Below are 20,157 nucleotides of genomic sequence, written 5' to 3' on the forward strand. Positions count from 1 at the left end.
ATAAGCTAATTAATTAGTCTTAGCCGGTGCTTGAGCAGCAGGGTCAGCGACTGGTGCAGGTGCTTGAGTCGGTGCGACAGGCGCTGTCGGTGCAACTGGAGCGACGGGTGCAGCGGCAGCAGCAGCTTTGCTTTGTGCTTCCATCATTTTGCGTTGCTCTTCCATTTGTTGCTTATAGAAGGCTTCTGCTTGAGCACGTTGAGTGGCCATTTGTTGTTGCATTTGAGCAAAATTAGGGTTTTGCATCATCGGCTGCTGCATACCGTATTGAGGTGCATATTGAGGCGCGACCATTTGCGGCATCATTGGCATCATCGGCTGTTGCATACCGTATTGAGGCGCATACTGTGGTGCGGCCATCTGTGGCATCATTGGCATAGCAGGTTGTTGATACTGTTGGTATTGTTGATAAGGATAGTAACCACCCCAATTAGGCATGCCATTCCAAGGTGCATAGCCGCCACCACTAGTCATGCTATTGGTATAGCCATTCCAGTTGTTATAACCTAAACCAGAACCTGTGCCTTGACCGTTGAAATTACCATCGGTAGTACCATTGCCACGACCTACCATATCCGAGTTCATGTCGGTATTGCCTTTGCCTTTGAAGTTGATTGAAAAATCAACTTCACCGTCACCCGTGCCTTTACCGCTACCCCAACCGTCAACATTGCCTTTGCTTGTGCCATAACCGCTGCCTTGACCTGTGGTATAGCCTTGGCCTTGACCTACACCTTGAGCATTCCCAGCTCCCGTGCCATTATCAAAACCATTAAAGAAGTCAGTCGCTGATGCCGTAGTCGCCACTGCGAAGATGGCCATTGCCAATGTAATTTTTCTAAGTTCCATGAACAGATACCTCTAGCTGGGATAAGCTGATAATCAGCTTTTAAATTGGATAGGAAGAATATAAGAAAATATTAATATTCTAATTCTTTAAAAGCAAGCAAAATTTTACAAAAAGCGGATTAAAAAGTGAATTGGTACGATATTTGCTTGAGACTATCCCTTTTGAGATAGTGCGACTACGATGAGTGTTTAATAAATCAATTTGAATTAATTATTGACAGGGTGGGAGCAAGTCATTAACCTACCAACATTAACTTTTTATTAATGATACGGTTATTGCAAAGCTTTCTAAGTTGACAAGCATGCAACTTTACGAGATTATTTTTTTCAGCTGTTGAAAAAATTAAAGAGTTACTGTGGGATAAGTTTTAATGGGCTGCGAGTGTTTTGTGCTTCAAAGCGCTTTGGTAGTGTGTTTTAATAACCGTGTTTTTGATTGAATAGCGAAGGTAAATGCAATGAAAACCAAATTGAAATTGAGCGTTGCTTGCGGGATAGCTGCTTTATTAGTCGGCTTTAGTGTTCAAGCAGAAGAGAAAACTTTCAGCATTGGTGGGGATCTTGAATTAGATTTAACTGCCAAAGATGCAGCTGAAACCAGTTTTTATCATGGTGGTCGTGTCAAGTTGAATGCTGTTGGCCATCTGAAAGGCGATGATTATTTTATTAAAGGCGTTGCCCAGCCCTTAGTGCCGCTGAAAGGCAGTGACTTAGGCTATGATGATGTCTATTTGCAAATGGGTCGTAGCAACTGGGATGTGCAGATTGGTCGTTTTGAAGGCATTGATCTCTTCCCAGTCGGTAAAGATACGGTAGCAGAGCATGCAGGCGGCATGGGCACTTATGGCACGAATGCTGCCCGTGGTCGTAAAGACAGCGTGATCCATACTGCTTTCCACCTTAAGCCTAATGATGCGATGAATTTCGAATTGGGTGTGATGGGGGCTAAAAATACGAGTGATTTTGACAAGTTTGCTGCAGTACGCCCTGCAATGACGTATAAGGCGGGTGCTTTTGCAGTACGTGCTGGCTTTGAAAGTGTAAAAAGCACTCCAGCTGGTGGTACAGAGTCTTCACATACGGGTTTTGGTGTTGGTGCTGGTTTTGATGTGATCGGTGGGACTGTCAATGCTAGCCTCAGCAAGAAAAATGCAGATGATGATGGTGTAGACACTACTTCTGTTGCTTTAAACTTTACCCAAGGTCCTTGGGGTGTGGGTTATATCACGTCTAAAGATGACATGATTGGCGCTGATCCTAAATTAAATACTTTCTTTGGTGCTTACACTGTGCCGTTATTTGGCAGCAAAGATGCATCAGTTACTTTCGCAGCTAGTACTTCCAAAGCGACTGATGTGGGTGGTGTTGAGGGTACGGATGATAAAGTTAACGCTGCGCGTGTTCGCTTTAACTACACCTTCTAATTCAAGTTAGGTAAAGCCAATCATGTTTTTGGTCTGTGGTGAAGCACTATTTGACGTTTTTACAGCAGAAGTTGTCGAGCAGGCGGCTTTTGAAGTACCACTCAGTGCTCGTGTCGGTGGTTCGCCACTGAATGTGGCTGTAGGGCTGGCACGACTAGGTTGCCCAGTAGGTATGTTGACAGGGCTTTCTACAGATTTTTTAGGTGAGCGGCTTTTAGCGAGTTTGCAATCAGAGGGTGTTAACACTGAGCTGATTGTACGCAAACAAGCACCGACTACTTTAGGTTTCGTTCAGCAGGATGCTGCGGGCGTACCTAGTTATGCTTTTTACGGTAACGGCGCGGCAGATCGTTTGTTAACTTTAGATGACATTCGTGTTGATCTAGAGGGAACAGCGGTTATTCACTTCGGTTCCTATTCCATCGTTGCACAGCCGACGGCCGATTCGTACTTTGCGCTTGCCCAGCAACACTCGGGCAAGCGCCTTCTTTCTCTTGACCCCAATGTGCGCTTAAATGTTGAGCCACGGATAGCAGTTTGGCGAGCAAGGATTGCTGAGTTGATGCCTTTAGTCGATGTGGTGAAGGTGAGTGATGAAGATTTGCATTTACTGTATCCCGACCAGCAACCTGAGGCTATTATTGAAGACTGGCTAAAGCAAGGTCCACAACTGATTGCACTGACTCGAGGGAGTAAGGGCGCATCGTTATGGAGTCATCAAGCCAAAGTCGATATACCCGGTCGGTCGGTTAAAGTGATTGATACGGTAGGGGCGGGTGATACATTTCAAGCATCTTTATTGGATGCTGTCGTTGAGTTAACACATTCTACAGATTCTACAGCTGTTTGGTCTGAGCAGCTTAATAGCGATACCTTATTTAAGATTGGCCACACTGCGGTTATCGCAGCAGCGATCACTTGTTCGCGGCGTGGAGCCAATTTGCCGACTCGTGCAGAAGTACAAGCTGCACTCTAATAACAAATAAAATTGTTAAAATAACCACGAAGGAAATCAAGTATTCATGAGCAGCATGGTTATTCCTGTTGATCCTTTTGATCTTGTCATTTTTGGTGGCACTGGCGATTTGGCAATGCGTAAATTATTGCCTGCTCTGTTTCGGCGTGATGCTGATGGGCAAATTCCAGCCACTGCTCGCATCTTAGGTTTAGCACGCACGGATCAAGATACTGAGTCTTTCAAAGCAGAGGCGCGTGCAGCCTTACACAAACATGTCGCCGTCGATGAGCTAGATTCAATAGCACTAGAACGCTTTATTGAGCGTTTAAGTTATTTGCATATTGATGTCACTGATGCGCGTGCTTGGGGTGAGTTAGTCAGTTATCTGAATGAGCGCCCAGAACATATCCGTGTCTATTATTTAGCAGTCGGGCCCGCACTGTTTGGCCCGATTGCTCAAGGTTTGGCTCAAGTGGGCTTGGCGACTACCAAAGCACGTTTAGTCGTCGAAAAGCCGTTAGGGCATGATTTAGCGAGTGCGATGACCCTCAATCGTGAGCTCAGTAGTGTCTTTAATGAAAAGTCCATTTATCGGATTGATCATTATTTAGGTAAAGAAACGGTACAGAACTTAATGGCGCTGCGGTTTGCAAATGCGCTATTTGAGCCTTTATGGAATGCTAATCGCATTGATCATGTGCAAATCACGGCCTCAGAGTCTTTAGGGGTCGGTACGCGTGGTAGCTACTATGATACGGCAGGGGCTATTCGCGATATGGTGCAAAACCATTTAGTGCAATTGCTTTGTCTGTTGGCGATGGAGCCGCCGTATAAATTTGATGCTGATGCTTTGCGAGATGAAAAATTAAAGGTTTTGCGTTCCTTACGTCCTATTACTGGGCGCAATGTCTTAACCAATACGGTGCGTGGCCAATATTTAGCGCATGGACCGGATGCCCCTTCCTATTTACAGGAAGTGGGCAATCCTGATAGCAAAACCGAGTCCTATGTCGCTATTAAGGCGGAGATTGATAACTGGCGTTGGTCGGGTGTACCTTTCTATTTGCGTACTGGCAAAAAGCTTAGAGCACAGATGACTGAAATTGCTGTGGTATTTAAAGAGCCTGCTCATTCAGTCTTTGGTGATTTAGAAACCCCCAGTATGCCGAATGTATTAAGCATTCGCTTGCAACCAGATGAGGGTTTGCAATTAGTGATTATGACCAAAGATCCAGGTCCTGGTGGTTTCCGGCTACGTGCTATTCCTTTAGATATGACTTTTGCTGAAGGGCGCGGGAGTAATTGGCGAATGCCGGATGCGTATGAGCGCTTACTGATGGATGTCGTGCGTGGGAATCAGACTTTATTCATGCGCGGCGATGAGGTCGAAGCGGCTTGGCGTTGGATTGATCCGATTATCGAGGCTTGGGAGGCTTCAGGGCTGAGACCCGAAGGCTATGATCCCGGTAGTCGAGGCCCGATTGCCGCCGTCGAAATGATGGCACGTGATGGTCGACGTTGGCGGGAAATTGAGGTATGAACCTAGTTAGTTATGCTGATCGCGCTCTACAGGCTGAGCAATTAGCTCAGTTAGTGGCTAGTGAGTTGCAGCAGGCTGTTGCCTCCCAAGATAAAGCCAGTGCAGCGTTTGCAGGTGGAACCACGCCGGTCTTATTTTTTAAAGCACTGTCTAAGCAAGCGGTCGACTGGTCAAAACTGAGGATTACTTTAACCGATGAGCGCCAAGTCGAACCTAATCACGAGCGCTCTAATGCTTTGTTATTAACAAACAATCTATTAGCTAACCTACAACCACCTGCTCATTTTCAAGCTTTATATCAACTAGGGCAGACGGCCACTGAGCTAGCCAGCTTAAGTTTGAATTTGCAACAACAGTTTTTTCCTTTGGATGTTGTCGTTTTGGGGATGGGGAATGATGGCCATTTTGCTTCCTTGTTCCCACACGCTCCTAATTTAGCTGCAGGTTTAGACCCTGATTATCCTGATATTTTATTAGAAATACGGGTGGCTGATTTGCCAGAGGCACGTATTTCCATGAGTTTAGCGGCTTTATTGCAAGCTAAGCATTTACACTTATTAATTACCGGTGCTGATAAAAAACAACTATTAGAACAAGCTCAGACCCGTATTGCTGCTCGCTTGCCTGTTCAATGGCCGATTGAAGCGCTATTACAGCAAGCAGGCGACAGTTTGACGGTTCACTATGCACCTTAAAAGCACGGATCGAGAAGATTATGAATACCACCACAGTTCATCCAGTCATTGCCGAGGTGACCGCTCGCATTGAGCAACGCAGTCAGCAGACTCGCAATGTCTATTTAGCCCGTATGCAACAAGCAGCGATTCGTGATAATCGCCACCATCTGGCTTGCGGCAATTTAGCGCATGCCGTCGCTGCCAGCCCGACGTCAGATAAATTCAAGATTGTCGCTAGCAAAACGCCTAATCTGGGGATAGTGACCGCTTACAACGATATGTTGTCAGCGCATCAGCCGTTTGAGACTTACCCAGCCTTAATTAAGCAAGCCGCCCGCGCTATGGGTGCAACAGCGCAAGTCGCTGGTGGTGTACCCGCGATGTGTGATGGGGTCACTCAAGGTCAGCCCGGAATGGAGCTTTCGCTATTTTCACGTGATGTGATCGCGATGGCTGCTGGAATTGCACTGAGCCATAACTTATTTGATGCGGCGGCGTTTTTAGGGGTCTGTGATAAAATTGTCCCCGGTTTAGTGATTGCAGCCGCCAGTTTTGGCTATTTACCCTGTGTATTCTTGCCAGCAGGCCCGATGGTTTCAGGTATCTCTAATGACCAAAAGGCCAAGGTACGCCAGCAATATGCTGCCGGGCAGGTCGGGCGTGCTGAGCTATTAGAAGCAGAAATGCAGTCTTACCATGATGCGGGTACTTGTACTTTTTACGGTACAGCCAATAGTAATCAAATGTTGATGGAGTTTATGGGGCTGCAATTACCGGGCAGCAGCTTCGTCAATCCCAATACCCCTTTACGCGAAGCCCTAACGGTTGCCGGTACTGAGCAAGTACTGCGCTTAACTGCAGATTTGGGTCATTACACTCCCGCTTGCGAAGTGTTGTCCGCCAAAGCGTTTGTGAATGGCATCGTTGGCCTTAATGCAACCGGTGGCTCGACCAATTTGGTCTTGCATATTATTGCCATGGCGCGGGCGGCGGGTTTGATCGTGCGCTTAGAAGACTTCTCTGATTTATCAGCATTAACTCCTTTAATGGCCCGAGTTTATCCGAATGGTTCGGCGGATGTTAACCATTTCCATGCTGCTGGTGGCTTGCAGTTCGTGATTCGCGAGCTGCTGGCTGCCGGTCTTTTACATGAGGATGTGCACACGGTAGCGGGTTTTGGCCTACATCATTATACCCAAGAAGCTAAGTTGGATGAAAACGGCAAAGCGATTTGGGTTGAGGGTGCGGCTAAGAGTCATGATACTGAGATTTTGCGCCCCTATACTGAGGCTTTCCAAACTTCAGGTGGCTTAGTGACTTTACGCGGTAATTTAGGTGAGGCAGTGATCAAAGTCTCTGCCGTGAAACCAGAGCGGCGGGTGATTGAAGCACCTGCCAAAGTTTTCCATGATCAAGAGGATGTCAAAGCTGCCTTTAAAGCAGGTGAATTGACGGGTGATTTTGTCTGCGTGGTGCGTTTCCAAGGGCCAAAAGCGAATGGCATGCCGGAATTACATAGTCTCACGCCGATTTTGGGGGTGTTACAAGATCGTGGGCAACGAGTTGCTCTGATCACCGATGGACGCATGTCAGGAGCAAGTGGCAAAGTGCCAGCGGCAATTCATTTAAGCCCAGAAGCGATGGATGGTGGCGCAATTGCCAAAATCCGTGAGGGTGACTTGATTCGCCTTGATGCGGAGCAAGGTAGTTTGACCGTGTTGGCAGCTGATTTTGAGAGTCGTTCGGCGGTCGTTGCGAATTTAGAGGGGAATGAGGCTGGGCTTGGGCGTGAATTATTCCAAGTCTTCCGGCAGGCCGTTGGTTCGGCTTCGAAGGGTGCCAGTGCCTTATTTGCTACAGAAGGATAAAGATATGCAAGCTAATTTAGCTAAACACTGGAGTTTGCTCCAACAACACGCGGAGCGCTTGAAATCACAACCACTCTGTGACTTATTTGCAGCTGATGCGGAGCGGTTTAGTCAATTTTCAGTGCATTTAGATGATCTATTAATGGATTTTTCTAAAGAAAAAATTGATCAAGCGGCCTTAGCGGCTTTATTGCAGTTAGCCCAAGCCGCTCAAGTCGAAGCGCGGCGTGATGCAATGGTACAGGGCGAAAAGATTAATAGTACCGAGCAACGTGCGGTTTTGCATATGGCGTTGCGGGATGGGATTCCTGCAGGCGTTCAGGTGGATGGGCAAGATGTACTCAAAGAGGTTGCCGCCGTTCGGGAGCGTTTCCTTGATTTTGCTGAAGCAGTGCGCACAGGTGCGTATAAAACTGTTTCGGGGCAAGCATTTACAGATGTGGTGAATATCGGGATCGGTGGCTCCGATTTAGGGCCGGTAATGGTGACTACAGCACTAGCACCTTGGCATGATGGTCCGGCGGTGCATTTTGTCTCGAATGTTGATGGTGCTCATAGCGTTGATACACTCAAAGGGCTTAATCCACAAACGACTTTAGTGATTGTCGCTTCTAAAACCTTCACCACCGCTGAAACCATGTTAAATTTCAGCACGGCTTTGGCTTGGCTTAAAGCTAGCCTAGGCGAGCAAGCAGGGCAACATGTCGCGGCGGTTTCTACCAATTTAGCGGCTACACGCTCGTATGGAATTGAAGATACGCGAGTTTTTGGTTTCTGGGATTGGGTTGGCGGGCGCTATTCAGTTTGGTCAGCAATTGGTTTACCGGTGGCAATCGCGGTCGGTAAGCAAGCCTTTACCGAGTTTTTAGCGGGTGCTAAAGCAATGGATGAACATTTTCGTTCAGCCCCATTAGCACAGAATTTGCCAGTTCTATTTGCCTTATTGGGGATTTGGCGGCGCAATCTATTGCAGTATCCGACCGTGGCTTTGATTCCTTATGATCAGCATTTAGCGCGTTTCCCCGCTTATGTGCAACAGTTAGATATGGAGTCGAATGGTAAACGGGTACAACTGGATGGCAGCCCCATTCAAACCTCGACAGGGCCGGTAATTTGGGGTGAGCCGGGGACGAATGCCCAACATTCTTTCTTTCAGCTAATCCATCAAGGCAGTGAAGTGATTCCGGTTGATTTCTTAGCCGCTGCAAATCCGAGCAGTCAGAGCGAGTTTGCTGATCTAGAGTTACATCATGAAACCTTATTGACCAATGTCTTAGCACAAGCACAGGCCTTAGCGTTTGGGCGTGATGCTGAAGCCGTGCGCGCCGACCTACAAGCGGCTGGTTTGTCTGCCGTACAAATTGAGGCATTAGTAACGCATCGTACTTTCCCCGGTGATCGCCCTTCAACCTTAATGCTTTATCGTCAGCTGACTCCCTACACTTTAGGCCGATTAGTAGCTTTATTTGAACATAAAGTATTTGTGCAAGGGGTTATTTGGGGTGTCAACTCTTATGATCAATGGGGGGTGGAATTAGGTAAGAAGCTCGCCAATGTATTAGCACCCGCTTTACATGATCGGACTGTACCTGCCGGTGTAGATGCGTCTACGGCAGGACTGTTACAACATATTCACGCGCTGCGTGCTTAAACGAGGATGGCAAATGTTTGCATTACGAGAACTGTGTCAGCAAGTAGCCGTGATTCCGGTGTTAGTGGTGAAAGAATCTCAGCAGGCTCAGCCTTTAGCTGAAGCTTTAGTGGCGGGTGGTTTAACAGTTTTAGAGGTGACTTTACGCACACCTGCTGCGCTTGAGGTGATTCGCTTAATGAGTGAAGTACCCGGTAGTCAAGTCGGTGCAGGAACAGTCTTGACCCTAGCGGATGTGAAAGCCGCCAAAGCGGCAGGGGCACAATTTGCGGTATCACCGGGGGCGACCGCTGATTTAGTGAAAGCGGCGGCTGATGAGGGTTTACCTTTATTGCCGGGGGCTGCAACCGCTTCTGAGGTCATGAGCTTGTTGGAATTGGGTGTAGATACCTTAAAGTTTTTCCCAGCCGAAGCGGCGGGTGGTGTTGCCATGCTCAAATCTTTGTATGGTCCTTTACCAAAGGTGAGATTCTGCCCCACCGGTGGAATCACGGAGCAGACCGCCGCGAATTATCTAGCTCTGCCCAATGTAATGTGTGTAGGGGGGTCTTGGGTGACGCCCGATCATTTAGTACAAGCCGGTAATTGGTCAGCGATTCAGGCTTTGGCGCAAGCAGCACAGGCTTTAAAAGTCTAACGGATTGCTGGCTTGTATTTTTGCGTTTTTAGCTTGGTGCTTTTGCTGTTGATTAATAAACTAAGCCCACCTAGAGGGCTAGACTATGGAGATACCTAGTTATGCCGAAATCAGCGATTGCGATGATTGCGCATGATCGAACAAAACCTGATCTTGCGGCATGGGTGGGCAGAAATTTAGCTCATTTACAAGGGCGCTTGATTTATGCCACGGGTACGACAGGGCGTTTATTAAAGCATGCTTATCCTGAGTTGGAGATTCATCCGCTTAAAAGTGGCCCCTTAGGGGGTGATCAGCAAGTCGGGGCTTTGATTGCAGAGGGGCGGATTGCTTGTGTCATTTTCTTGCAAGATCCGATGACACCACAACCCCATGATGTTGATGTGAAAGCCTTGGTACGCTTAGCGACCTTGTATGAAATTCCTTTGGCTTGTAATCAAAGCACCGCAGATTATTTGGTTGCTAGCCCGTATTTTTCAAAACCTGAATTAGCGCCTGAAATTCTCTCGCTGGAGGAGCGCTATGAAGCTTATCTGCAGCGGTTGAATACCACCTTAGAGTCAAGCTGAAGCTTCAGTGATTCAAATAATAGATTATGGAATAAGTAAAGAAATGAATAGTCCTTTTAAACTTGACAGGCGCACCAAGATTGTAGCGACCTTAGGTCCTGCCTCGAATGATGAGCAAGTCTTGCGTACTTTAGTCGAAGCCGGAGTGAATGTATTCCGCTTAAACTTCAGTCATGGCACCCATGAAGATCAACGTGAACGTTTTAATTTAATTCGCTCGATGGAGGCTGAGTTTGATCGTCCCATTGGGATTCTAATGGATCTACAAGGTCCGAAGTTGCGGATTGGTACTTTTGCTGAAGGCAGAATTACCCTGAAGAAAGGCGATAGTTTTAATCTATACTTAGAAAAACGCCTCGGCGATCAAGAAGGTGTGAGCCTCCCGCATAAAGAAATTTTTGATGTTCTCGAGGTCGGTCACGAACTTTTGGTGGATGATGGTAAAATCCGGTTAAAGGTTACGCAGATTTCTCCGCTGGTCGCAGTGACCACCGTGGTAGTGGGTGGTGTGATTTCTGATCGGAAAGGGGTAAATGTTCCTGATAAGCAATTACCGATCAGTGCCTTGACTGAAAAAGATCGGGCTGATCTAGAATATGGCTTAGAGTTGGGGGTCGATTGGGTGGCTTTGTCGTTCGTGCAGCGCCCGGAAGATATTATTGAGGCACGTGCTCTAGTCAATGGGCGGGCAGGGGTGTTAGCTAAGTTAGAAAAACCTTCTGCTTTAGATCAGTTATACCGGATTATTGAATTAGCCGATGCTGTGATGGTTGCACGGGGTGATTTAGGTGTGGAGTTGCCACCTGAGCGAGTGCCAGCGATTCAGAAACGGATTGTAGAAACCGCCCGCTCTTTAGGGCGACCCGTGATTGTCGCAACCCAAATGTTGGAGTCGATGATTAACTCGCCTGTGCCGACTCGGGCTGAAGCCTCTGATGTGGCCACGGCGATTTATGATGGTGCGGATGCGGTCATGTTATCGGCTGAAACCGCAGCAGGGCAGTATCCAGTCGAAGCCGTCGAAGTGATGGCGCGTATTATTACTGAGACTGAGCGTGATGTGCGCAGCAATCATGCTTTAAAAGTTTATCCCTTAGAAGGTGAACCAACGGATGCGGATGCGATTGCCCGTGCTGCCTCGGATATCGCCAGTGCACGTCGTTGTGTGGCGATTGTGACTTTCAGTAGTACAGGGTCAACGACTTTGCGCGCAGCTCGGGCGCGTGGTTTAGTACCTATTCTAGGTTTGACCCCTTCGCATCACGTGGCACGTAAACTTACCTTGGTATGGGGCGTGTATGCCGTGCAAACCCGTGATGTGGTTTCACTCTCAGATATGGTAGGCAAGGCGGCACGGATGGTTCAGCGTAAAGGCTTTGCGTTGTTAGGAGATCGCATGGTCGTGACAGCGGGGGTACCGTTTGGCCAACCCGGTTCAACCAATGTCATTCGGTTAGTAGAAGTAACAAAAGAGTATGATAAACCCAATCTATAATAAGCCTTAATTGTGCTTGAATGGAGGCGGTTGTGAGGTTTTACACCCAGAGGAGCATAGCATGAGTGAGAAAGAGAATAATCCAGTCCGTATGGACTTTTCGCGCCCGAATTTAGCACGGGAATTAAGCCGTAATACACTGGCTTTAGTTTTAGCCGGTGGGGAGGGTTCACGCTTAAAGAATCTGACTCATCGCCGTGCTAAGCCAGCGGTTCCGTTTGGCGGCAAATACCGTATTATTGATTTTGCTTTATCCAATTGTGTCAATTCGGGGATTCGCCGGATTGGTGTATTGACCCAATATAAATCAGATTCTTTGATTCGACATATGCAACGTGCATGGAATTTTATGCGCGCTGAAATCGGCGAGTTCGTAGAAATTCTACCTGCTCAGCAACGCACCGCTAAAAAAGAATGGTATCAAGGGACAGCCGATGCGCTTTATCAAAACCTTGATATTTTGCATCGCCATGATCCTGAATATGTCATTGTGTTGGGGGGTGACCATATTTATAAAATGGATTACTCCGACATGCTGGTACAGCATGTACTCTCAGGGGCTGATTTCACGGTAGGTTGTATTGAAGTACCTGTGGAAGAGGCTACTGGCTTTGGTGTGATGTCCGTAGATGAAGACATGCACATCACCAAGTTCACTGAAAAACCCAAACAACCCGAGCATATGCCGGGTAAACCGGGGATTGCGCTGGCTTCGATGGGCATTTATGTATTTTCGCGCGAATTTTTATTTAGAACCCTGAGTGAAGATGCGCTCAGTGATGATTCTTCGCATGATTTTGGTAAGGATATTATTCCTAATCATATTCACAGTGCGAAAGCCCAAGCTTATGCTTTCCGTAATGCGGCGACGGGTGAACCTGCTTATTGGCGTGATGTAGGTACGGTTTATTCTTATTGGAAAGCCAATATGGAGCTGTGTGCAGTCGAGCCAGAATTGAATTTATATGATCGTTTATGGCCGATTTGGACCTATCAACCTCAATATCCACCTGCTAAGTTTGTGTTTGATGAAGATGGCCGTCGTGGTGAGGCGATTGATTCTTTGGTATCGGCAGGTTGTATTTTATCCGGTGCACGCATGAAGCGTTCGGTGACCTTCTTTGCCGTCACGATTGGTAATAACTCGCTGGTTAAAGACAGTATTATCCTACCCAAAGTCAGCATTGGCCAAAATTGTCGCTTGACCAAGGTCATCGTTGATAAGGGCTGTGTGATTCCCGATAACACAGTGATTGGTGAGAATTTGGAGGAAGATAAAAAACGTTTCTATGTGACCGAAGAAGGTATTGTATTGGTGACTCTGGAAATGTTGGGTCAATCCTTAAGTAGCCGTGATAAAGAGCATATTTGGCGGATGGATACCTAAATTTGCAAAGAGCAGCTTTTTGGTTAGTCTTGAGTGGCTTTTTTGCCTTAGGCGCCATTTTTGGTTCTTGGCAAGTCATGATGGCGGATCTGCAAAGTGCTTTTGGGTTAAGCTCAGGGCAACTGGGCTTAACGCTTACCTTAGGCGTAGTTGGTTCTTTTCCGGCGATGTTATTGACTGGGCGTCTCGCAGATCGCTGGGGTGCTCGGCGTTTAATGCTCATCAGTATTTCTCTCTCTGCTTTGGCCTATGCCTCTTTTTATTGGGCGAATAGCTATCTTTGGTTAGTGGTGTCGATTATTGGTTTAATGGCTGCGTCCGGTGCTTTGGATGTGGGCATAAACGCAGCTGCCGTCAATTATGAGCAAAATACCGGCGACACTCGGATGAGCTTCTTTCATGCTGGCTATAGTGGCATGGCCGCAGTGGCTGCGTTAACAACTGGATTTTTGCTATTTAAGGGCATAGAGTTTCGTACTATCTATTTGCTAGTGGCAGGTATCTTAAGCCTGCTGGCGGTCGTTTATGCCTTAACTGCTCGCTTAGATCCAATGATTAGTCATCACCAATCCCAGCCAACCAGTGCTAGTGGTATCTCGCCTAGCACCCATCGTAGCGTTTTATTTAGAACTCCCGTCTTATTATTACTGGCTGCGATTACAGGTTTAACCTTCTTTTCTGAAGGCACACTAGAGTTATGGTCAGCGGTATATCTGCGCTTATCACTGGATTTACCCACCATGGTGGGGGCGGCAGGGCCTGCGGTATTTCATTTTGCGATGATGATCGGGCGTTTAGGTTCAGGCTGGATTCTCTTGCATTGGCGGCGACGTTGGGTGCTGCGAGTGTCAGGCATCATGGCTGCCTTTGGTATTATTCTTTCAATTAGCACTTTGTATCCACCCTTAATTCTGATTGGATTTTTAATTGCCGGTTTAGCCCTAGCGGCTGTCGTACCAATAGTCTTTTCGTTAGCGGGTGATATTGCTCCGAAACAAGCAGGGCAGGTCATTTCGGTGATTACCATTTTAGGTTATATGGGTTTCTTATTAGGTCCGGCTTTGATTGGTAATCTAGCTGAGGTGATCGGTTTACGTTTGGCTTTATTAGCTTTAGGGGTGGCTAGTCTCGGGGTGGTTTTGATGAGTTTTAAAATTCAACATCCTGCTTTGGATTAGTACATAAATTCAGGCGTTGTGCTGTCTAGTTACGAGCATGCGAGCGTATAAATCCTAAGTACGACTGCCCGTTTCCAAGCCGCATTTTGCCTTTTTCTGCATCTTATCTGCTATAATAGCCGCCTCTATCTTTAACGGTCGAACAATAAGTATGGCTGATTTTGCCAAGGAAATTATTCCAGTTAATCTGGAAGATGAAATGCGTCAGTCCTATCTGGACTATGCCATGAGCGTTATCGTTGGGCGTGCTTTGCCGGATGTACGTGATGGCTTAAAACCTGTGCATCGTCGTGTTTTATTTGCGATGAGTGAGCTAGGTAATGATTGGAATAAACCCTATAAAAAGTCAGCACGGGTCGTTGGTGATGTGATCGGTAAATATCACCCTCACGGTGATACGGCGGTTTATGATGCAGTGGTGCGGATGGCTCAGCCCTTTTCGTTGCGTTATATGTTGGCGGATGGCCAAGGTAACTTTGGTTCAGTCGATGGTGATGCACCGGCAGCGATGCGTTATACCGAAGTGCGTATGTCGAAAATTGCGCACGAACTGTTAGCCGATATTGATAAAGAAACGGTTAATTTCGTTCCAAACTATGATGGTGCTGAGCACGAGCCAGCGGTGTTTCCTACTCGTGTTCCGAATTTATTAGTGAATGGCTCATCCGGCATTGCCGTCGGGATGGCGACTAATATTCCCCCGCATAATCTGCATGAAGTGGTGAATGCTTGCTTAGCATTGATTACGAATCCTGAGTTAGAAATTGATGATCTGATGGAGTATGTGCCAGGACCCGACTTTCCTACTGCAGGTATTATTAATGGTTCACGCGGGATTCGTGAGGCTTATCACACCGGACGTGGGCGGATTTATGTCCGGGCGCGGGCAGAGGTCGAAACGAATGAAAAAACTGGACGTGAAACCATTGTTGTTCATGAGCTGCCTTATCAAGTCAATAAAGCCCGTCTGTTAGAAAAAATTGCCGAATTAGTTAAAGACAAGAAGATTGAAGGCATTTCAGAGCTGCGCGATGAGTCGGATAAAGACGGTATGCGGATGGTGGTTGAGGTCAAGCGTGGCGAATCCGCCGAAGTGCTGCTCAATAATCTGTATAAGCAAACCCAAATGCAAACCGTGTTTGGCATTAATATGGTGGCTTTAGTTGATGCTCAACCTAAGCTGCTTAATTTAAAACAGATTCTGGAAGCCTTTTTGCGACATCGCCGTGAGGTTGTGACGCGCCGCACTATTTTCAATCTACGTAAAGCCCGTGAGCGTGCACATCTTTTAGAGGGTTTGGCGGTCGCACTGTCCAATATTGATGAGATTATTGATTTAATTAAGCAAGCCGCTAGCCCTGCTGAAGCAAAAGAAGGTTTAATGGCACGCGGTTGGAGTCCGGGGATTGTCTCTGAGATGTTAATGCGCTCAGGGGCGGAAATGTCGCGCCCGGATGATTTGTCTGCCGCACTTGGCTTACGTGAAGGTCACTATTGGCTTTCTGAAGAACAAGCCCAAGCCATTCTCGATCTACGTCTGCATCGTTTAACGGGCTTAGAAAAAGACAAAATCCTGGAGGAATACCGTGAGCTTCTAGAGCGTATTGCAGATTTGCTGGATATTTTAAGCAATCCAGAGCGCCTCATGCAGGTGATTCGTGATGAGTTGCTAGAGTTGCGTGAGACTTATAGTGATAAGCGACGCACTGAAATTAATGTAATTGGCGAAGATTTAAGCCTAGAAGATTTGATTGCGGATGAAGAGGTCGTAGTCACACTATCGCATGAAGGTTATGCCAAAGCCCAACCCTTAGACACTTACCGCGCTCAACGTCGTGGGGGTCGGGGTAAGACAGCAACGACGATGAAACAAGAAGATTTTCTGGAGAAACTGTTTGTCGCTAGTACGCATGACACGATTCTTTGCTTCTCCAGTCGTGGGCGCATGTATTGGCTGAAGGTTTATCAATTGCCACTCGCGAGTCGTAACTCACGAGGCCGACCGATGGTCAATCTCTTACCCCTTGAAGAAGGTGAGCGGATTAATGCGATTCTGCCGATTCGTGAATACGAAGAAGGCAAGTTTATTTTTATGGTCACTTCGAATGGTACGGTAAAGAAAACACCATTAAAAGAATTCTCGCGGCCACGTAATGCGGGGATTATTGCGGTCGATTTGCGCGATGATTACTTAGTCGATGTCGCACTCACTAATGGCGAAAATGAAGTGATGCTATTTACTTCAGCCGGTAAAGCCATCCGTTTCCATGAAAGCGATGTCCGGGCGATGGGACGGGGGGCAGCGGGCGTGCGTGGTATTCGTTTAGACGAGAATCAGCAGGTCAATGCGCTTTTAATTTTGGGTGAAGGTGAAATTCTGACCGCGACTGAAAATGGCTATGGTAAACGCACTCGTGTGGATGAGTTCTTAGCCCAAGGGCGGGGCGGTATGGGCGTGATCGCTATCCAAACTTCTGAGCGCAATGGGCAAGCGATTGGTGCGGTTCAAGTTACTGAAACGAATCAAATTATGTTGATTACCAATGGGGGTACTTTAGTCCGTACACCGGTGGCTCAGGTTTCGGTCGTGGGGCGTAATACCCAAGGTGTGACCTTGATTCGTCTGAATGAAGGGGAGAAATTGGTACAAATTGCCCCTATTTTGAGCACTGGCGATGAAGAAGTGGAGCTAGACGAAGCTGAAGCTGGCATTGCTGAGGACACCAGCAATACCAACGACATCAGCAGCGAATAAGCTAACTCACCCACTAGACGTCTGCTGAGCCAGACGTCTAGCCGAGTTAGGCGGCTCTGGCCATCGGTGGCTCTAGTTCCTTAAAATCCACGCCAAGTCGATACAAAAGATTTAACGTCATGCGTGCAGTCGCCCCCCAGAGTAACTCTCCATCGTATTCCTTAAAATAAACGACAGGTACTTTCGTACCATTCAATTCACGTAAACGTAACTCGTGATTACGGGGTTCAGCCAACCAAGTTAAGGGTATGGTAAAAGCACGATCCACTTCGCTAGGCTGTAATTGTAAAGAATAAGGCCAAGGTACTTGCCCCACAATCGGTGTAATTTTGAAGTGACTGATGCTGTGATGAGGGGGCAAATGCCCTAAAATAGCCACATCTTGTGGATCAATACCGATTTCTTCATGGGCTTCCCGCAAAGCAGTGCGATATAAATCGACATCTTGTGGATCTCGCTTACCACCTGCAAATGCCACCTGACCACTGTGTCGATCACGTTCTGAACAGGCACGGCGAATATAAAGTAAATGCCATTCATCCCGTAGACGCACAAAGGGGACGAGTACGGCTGCATCACGGAACTGATCGCCGATTAAATCACTGGGTACATCAAAACTACGCTGAGCGTTAAACGGAGAGTTAACGGGTTGTAAGCGTTTACTAATATCTTGTGCGGTTAATTTATCCAAAGCATGCATGCTAAATCCTAGTGTTTTTTAAGCAAGTTCTAATTGTTCTCAAACTGGGTGACTTGAAAGTGTAGGTGCTGCTAGAAAGATTCCAAGCCGCTGATGCTACTGTTACACTGCCTACGCTTTTTTTATGACCTATTTTATAGATACCCACCCGATGGGTGCTACTTCCTATTGTAATCTGTTAAGGATCGACTTGATGAGCCAAATCGAAAATGTTCGTCTTCAAACCACTGGCAATGTGTATTTTGATGGTAAATGTGTCAGCTTTACCTTTTTCACGGCCGACGGTAGCCGCAAGAGTATCGGTGTTATTCTGCCAGCTGAGCTTACTTTTGGTACCGCTGCACCCGAAATAATGGAGATCCAGCAAGGGCATTGTCGTGTCCGTTTAGCGGGTACTGAAGTATGGCAAGACTATCGCGGCGGACAATCGTTTTCGGTCGGTGCTAATACTTCATTTGATATTGAGGTGTTAGAACCCACCCATTACCTCTGCCACTACGGCTAGTTTTAATAGTTTTGCATCCTTTCATGTAAGTTTTTTGTAAAGGATGCAATTATTTTGCCATGATCCCTAAATTCTGCTCGATAAATTTTATTAGCTGGGGTTCATCCCATTCTAAACCACCAAAATATTGATAGCGTAATCGCCCTTGACGATCAAGCAGATAGGTACTCGGAAAGGCTTGCAGTTGCCAAGGCTCGATTAAGCTGCTGGTAGTATCCACAAGTACGGGATAGTCTGCAGGCACATGTTCTAAGAAAGTTTTAATTTCTTTTAGTTCCTCACCGACATCAACACTGAGGACGACAAATTCATCTTTTGAAAATTGGCTCTGCAAATTGTTCAGTGAGGGAATCTCTTTGATGCAAGGGGGACACCAAGTCGCCCAGAAATTTAAGAGCACCACTTTGCCACGGTAGTCTTTTAAATCTTGTATTTTTCCTGCTAAGTCAGGCAAACGCAACTCGGGCGCTAAGGATTGAGTCGGATGTGCTTGTAGAGGGGATTCATTTCCGTTAGTTATTTGTGGCTGTGGCTTAAGCGAAGGTTTAGCCAAAGTAGCCACCGCTTGCGCTAATTGGGCTGGAAAGACACTAAGCTGGAGCAGCTCTTCTTCTGAATGGGCTTGACCTTGCAAAAAGCCTTCAGTGGTATCATTCAGCAGTTCCGAATAAACCGTATTACCACCTTGTTCTAAAGCAGTGACTAAAGCTTCCATCCCTTTTAATTTAGATTTTTCAGTCGTTTGAAAGACATAGATCGGCAGTTTGAATGGATAGGTTGCCTCAATTCGTTTGGTCGATTTAGGCTTAGACGGATTCAGTTGCAGATGGGGATAGGCCAGTACTAAGCCGGTGAGCTGTCCGGTGAGTGCTGGGGCGTGACCGTGAGTTTCTTGCCAGGTATTCAGTCCTTCGAGGGTCGCTTTGGCACTGTCGCCAATACTAAAAATAAACAATGGATGCTTAGCTTGACTCGGTAACGAGGCTTGGATCAATTCGGCCAATGCAGTTGGACTTAAGCGCTGCGGAGTTTGGTGAGTGGCGGGTTTTTTAGGTATCGCTTCTAGGGAGGTTAGCCATATTTCTAAATCATAGGCGGCTAATTGTTTAGCTAAATTAAAGTCGGCGGCTTGGGTTGCTGGAGTGGAAAACCACAAAATACGTTGTGAGGCTTGACCAAAACGGTGAATCGAGGTTTCCAGTTGACCTGATAAAGGTACAGTGACCGTTTCGTCAGGTTCTTCAGCAGACAGGCAAGGATTCATCAAGCTGCTTATCACGAGTACAGCCAGCGCTAACCAATACTTTGTTCGGATCATTTGAAATTCTATGCAGTTAATTAAGCCCTGTAGGCAGCCTACTCTAGGCTACCTAGCAAGATTGTACATTATCCCTGACGAAGACAGGGCATAATTAACCCTTATTGAGCTTTATTCACTTTATCGGGGAGTACTTGCGGATTGCAGAGGTCTTTAAGGCTTTTTTCCATTTCAGCAATTTTATCCGCCCGTTCTTTTGCCGTGAGAATTTTTTCTGCATTATCGGTGGAGCGCCAGCGAATCACGGGATTAGCCAAGAGCTGTTTTAAAGACGCTTTTTGCTGCTCACAAAACTGGCGATGTTTATCTTCATTCTTGCTGCCTTCATCTTTAGCCTGATCCAATTCCTTTTTATCGGGGTCTTGATCGTCTTCAGCCTTGCCACTGGTATTGGTTTTTTCGGCGTGTTTGGCTTTTCCACTGGATAAGCCAATATCTTGTGCAATCTCCTTCGCTTTGGATAAATCAGGGGGTGGGGTTTGAGTGTAATGCACTGCCCCCGAGGCATCTGTCCACTTGTAAATTTCGGCCTCTACGCCAGTTATCATGCAAGATAAAAGAGCGGATAGTGCACAGAGTTGGATGACTGTTTTTTTCATAATAGAGCGGCCTCTGCGTAATTGTTTTTAGTGATTGCTGGGTTTTT

17 protein-coding genes are annotated in these 20,157 nt (G+C 46.9%); 13 read left to right on the forward strand and 4 right to left on the reverse strand.

The window, feature by feature from the left end:
• Positions 1-9 precede the first annotated feature (9 nt).
• Entirely contained in the window at positions 10-849 is an 840-nt protein-coding gene (locus tag B5D50_RS20465; protein ID WP_078921820.1) for a hypothetical protein, read from the reverse strand.
• 458 nt (positions 850-1,307) lie between these two features.
• On the opposite strand from B5D50_RS20465, the gene B5D50_RS06740 reads away from it, so the two are divergent.
• From B5D50_RS06740 to gyrA, 12 genes are all read left to right on the forward strand, one after another.
• Complete coding sequence (locus B5D50_RS06740; RefSeq protein ID WP_078921821.1) at positions 1,308-2,273, forward strand: carbohydrate porin; 966 nt, start codon at positions 1,308-1,310, stop codon at positions 2,271-2,273.
• 22 nt (positions 2,274-2,295) lie between these two features.
• Complete coding sequence (locus B5D50_RS06745; RefSeq protein ID WP_078921822.1) at positions 2,296-3,249, forward strand: carbohydrate kinase family protein; 954 nt, start codon at positions 2,296-2,298, stop codon at positions 3,247-3,249.
• 46 nt (positions 3,250-3,295) lie between these two features.
• On the forward strand, positions 3,296-4,771 hold the full coding sequence (gene zwf / locus B5D50_RS06750) for a glucose-6-phosphate dehydrogenase (protein WP_078921823.1): 1,476 nt from the start codon (positions 3,296-3,298) through the stop codon (positions 4,769-4,771).
• Positions 4,768-5,466 (forward strand): 6-phosphogluconolactonase, encoded by a 699-nt coding sequence (gene pgl, locus B5D50_RS06755; protein ID WP_078921824.1) that lies wholly within the window; start codon positions 4,768-4,770, stop codon positions 5,464-5,466. Before zwf ends, pgl begins: the two co-directional genes overlap by 4 nt.
• Before the next feature lie 20 nt (positions 5,467-5,486).
• A complete protein-coding gene (edd, locus tag B5D50_RS06760) occupies positions 5,487-7,316 on the forward strand; it encodes a phosphogluconate dehydratase (protein WP_078921825.1) in 1,830 nt (609 codons plus the stop codon).
• Between the two features lie 4 nt (positions 7,317-7,320).
• Positions 7,321-8,967 (forward strand): glucose-6-phosphate isomerase, encoded by a 1,647-nt coding sequence (gene pgi, locus B5D50_RS06765; protein WP_078921826.1) that lies wholly within the window; start codon positions 7,321-7,323, stop codon positions 8,965-8,967.
• 13 nt (positions 8,968-8,980) lie between these two features.
• Entirely contained in the window at positions 8,981-9,604 is a 624-nt protein-coding gene (gene eda / locus B5D50_RS06770) for a bifunctional 4-hydroxy-2-oxoglutarate aldolase/2-dehydro-3-deoxy-phosphogluconate aldolase (RefSeq protein WP_078921827.1), read from the forward strand.
• 101 nt (positions 9,605-9,705) lie between these two features.
• The gene (locus tag B5D50_RS06775) at positions 9,706-10,173 is read left to right on the forward strand and encodes a methylglyoxal synthase (protein ID WP_078921828.1); all 468 of its coding nucleotides are present in this window, start codon (positions 9,706-9,708) and stop codon (positions 10,171-10,173) included.
• A gap of 43 nt (positions 10,174-10,216) precedes the next feature.
• Entirely contained in the window at positions 10,217-11,668 is a 1,452-nt protein-coding gene (pyk, locus tag B5D50_RS06780) for a pyruvate kinase (protein WP_078921829.1), read from the forward strand.
• Between the two features lie 61 nt (positions 11,669-11,729).
• On the forward strand, positions 11,730-13,055 hold the full coding sequence (gene glgC / locus B5D50_RS06785) for a glucose-1-phosphate adenylyltransferase (protein ID WP_078921830.1): 1,326 nt from the start codon (positions 11,730-11,732) through the stop codon (positions 13,053-13,055).
• 2 nt (positions 13,056-13,057) lie between these two features.
• Positions 13,058-14,233, forward strand: a complete 1,176-nt coding sequence (locus B5D50_RS06790; RefSeq protein WP_234975820.1) for an MFS transporter — start codon at positions 13,058-13,060, stop codon at positions 14,231-14,233.
• Positions 14,234-14,384: 151 nt separating this feature from the next.
• Positions 14,385-16,988: a DNA gyrase subunit A gene (gene gyrA, locus B5D50_RS06795; RefSeq protein WP_078921832.1), complete on the forward strand. Its 2,604-nt coding sequence runs from the start codon at positions 14,385-14,387 to the stop codon at positions 16,986-16,988.
• A gap of 46 nt (positions 16,989-17,034) precedes the next feature.
• Here the strand turns inward: gyrA and B5D50_RS06800 are convergent, their stop codons facing one another.
• A complete protein-coding gene (locus B5D50_RS06800) occupies positions 17,035-17,688 on the reverse strand; it encodes an NUDIX hydrolase (protein WP_078921833.1) in 654 nt (217 codons plus the stop codon).
• A gap of 193 nt (positions 17,689-17,881) precedes the next feature.
• Between B5D50_RS06800 and ppnP the strand changes: the two genes are divergently transcribed.
• Positions 17,882-18,193: a pyrimidine/purine nucleoside phosphorylase gene (gene ppnP, locus B5D50_RS06805; protein WP_078921834.1), complete on the forward strand. Its 312-nt coding sequence runs from the start codon at positions 17,882-17,884 to the stop codon at positions 18,191-18,193.
• Between the two features lie 49 nt (positions 18,194-18,242).
• On the opposite strand, the gene B5D50_RS06810 is transcribed toward ppnP, so the two are convergent.
• Together B5D50_RS06810 and B5D50_RS06815 are read right to left on the reverse strand one after the other, a co-directional pair.
• Positions 18,243-19,511 carry a TlpA family protein disulfide reductase gene (locus B5D50_RS06810; protein WP_078921835.1) on the reverse strand — a complete coding sequence of 423 codons (1,269 nt, stop codon included), beginning with the start codon at positions 19,509-19,511 and terminating at the stop codon, positions 18,243-18,245.
• A 101-nt stretch (positions 19,512-19,612) separates the two neighbouring features.
• Positions 19,613-20,110, reverse strand: coding sequence for a DUF4124 domain-containing protein (locus B5D50_RS06815; protein ID WP_078921836.1), 498 nt, complete (start codon positions 20,108-20,110; stop codon positions 19,613-19,615).
• Positions 20,111-20,157: the final 47 nt, after the last annotated feature.

Source organism: Thiothrix eikelboomii (assembly GCF_900167255.1).
Taxonomy (GTDB): Bacteria; Pseudomonadota; Gammaproteobacteria; order Thiotrichales; family Thiotrichaceae; genus Thiolinea; species Thiolinea eikelboomii.

Bases quoted from the DNA above. Each gene is read 5' to 3' on its own strand.
- B5D50_RS20465 (WP_078921820.1), bottom strand. From the start codon at position 849: ATGGAACTTAGAAAAATTACATTGGCAATGGCCATCTTCGCAGTGGCG.
- B5D50_RS06740 (WP_078921821.1), top strand. From the start codon at position 1,308: ATGAAAACCAAATTGAAATTGAGCGTTGCTTGCGGGATAGCTGCTTTA.
- B5D50_RS06745 (WP_078921822.1), top strand. From the start codon at position 2,296: ATGTTTTTGGTCTGTGGTGAAGCACTATTTGACGTTTTTACAGCAGAA.
- zwf (WP_078921823.1), top strand. From the start codon at position 3,296: ATGAGCAGCATGGTTATTCCTGTTGATCCTTTTGATCTTGTCATTTTT.
- pgl (WP_078921824.1), top strand. From the start codon at position 4,768: ATGAACCTAGTTAGTTATGCTGATCGCGCTCTACAGGCTGAGCAATTA.
- edd (WP_078921825.1), top strand. From the start codon at position 5,487: ATGAATACCACCACAGTTCATCCAGTCATTGCCGAGGTGACCGCTCGC.
- pgi (WP_078921826.1), top strand. From the start codon at position 7,321: ATGCAAGCTAATTTAGCTAAACACTGGAGTTTGCTCCAACAACACGCG.
- eda (WP_078921827.1), top strand. From the start codon at position 8,981: ATGTTTGCATTACGAGAACTGTGTCAGCAAGTAGCCGTGATTCCGGTG.
- B5D50_RS06775 (WP_078921828.1), top strand. From the start codon at position 9,706: ATGCCGAAATCAGCGATTGCGATGATTGCGCATGATCGAACAAAACCT.
- pyk (WP_078921829.1), top strand. From the start codon at position 10,217: ATGAATAGTCCTTTTAAACTTGACAGGCGCACCAAGATTGTAGCGACC.
- glgC (WP_078921830.1), top strand. From the start codon at position 11,730: ATGAGTGAGAAAGAGAATAATCCAGTCCGTATGGACTTTTCGCGCCCG.
- gyrA (WP_078921832.1), top strand. From the start codon at position 14,385: ATGGCTGATTTTGCCAAGGAAATTATTCCAGTTAATCTGGAAGATGAA.
- B5D50_RS06800 (WP_078921833.1), bottom strand. From the start codon at position 17,688: ATGCATGCTTTGGATAAATTAACCGCACAAGATATTAGTAAACGCTTA.
- ppnP (WP_078921834.1), top strand. From the start codon at position 17,882: ATGAGCCAAATCGAAAATGTTCGTCTTCAAACCACTGGCAATGTGTAT.
- B5D50_RS06810 (WP_078921835.1), bottom strand. From the start codon at position 19,511: ATGATCCGAACAAAGTATTGGTTAGCGCTGGCTGTACTCGTGATAAGC.
- B5D50_RS06815 (WP_078921836.1), bottom strand. From the start codon at position 20,110: ATGAAAAAAACAGTCATCCAACTCTGTGCACTATCCGCTCTTTTATCT.